1 protein-coding gene is annotated in these 585 nt (G+C 64.4%); it reads right to left on the reverse strand.

Annotation, left to right across the window (positions count from 1 at the left end; all coding sequences use genetic code 11):
* Positions 1–51: 51 nt before the first annotated feature.
* Positions 52–585: ATP-binding cassette domain-containing protein (locus ACP7E3_RS31895; RefSeq protein WP_426125517.1), on the reverse strand; the 534-nt coding region annotated here is incomplete at its 5' end.

Consider the following 585-nt stretch of genomic DNA (forward strand, 5'->3'; position numbering starts at 1 on the left):
GGGTTTGCGTGCCGTCGGCAACGCGTTGTGTTGGGTCGTCATAGTCGTCTCTCAGTTCGCCAGGCCACGCGGCAAGGCCAGTTGCAGCAAGTTGGATTCAGTGGCGTGTTCGCGCCGTTGTTCGCCGCGCAAAGCGCCTTCACACAGCACCAGAATGCGATCGGAAACCCCCATCACCTCCATCAAGTCGCTGGACACCACAATCACCGCGATGCCGCTCGCCGCCAGGTCATGGATGATCTGGTAGATCTCCGACTTGGCGCCGATGTCGATGCCCCGCGTCGGCTCGTCCAGCAGCAGCACCTTCATCGGCATCGACAGCCAGCGGCCGAGAATGGCCTTCTGCTGATTGCCGCCGGACAGGTACATGATTTTCTGCGCGGCGCTCGGCGTCTTGACCTTCATCCCGCGGATTTGCTGCTCGGCGTTGCCCTGCTCCCAGCCCTCGCGCAGCAGCCAGCCGAACCGGGAATGGGCGCCGCGTGCGCTGATGTTGATGTTCTCGGCCACGCTGCCCAGCGGGATGATGCCCTCCTTCTTGCGGTCCTCCGGGCACAGCAGCACGCCGGCGGCGATGGCGTCGCG

It is taken from the genome of Pseudomonas sp. PSPC2-3, assembly GCF_049898265.1.
Taxonomy (GTDB): domain Bacteria; phylum Pseudomonadota; class Gammaproteobacteria; order Pseudomonadales; family Pseudomonadaceae; genus Aquipseudomonas; species Aquipseudomonas veronii.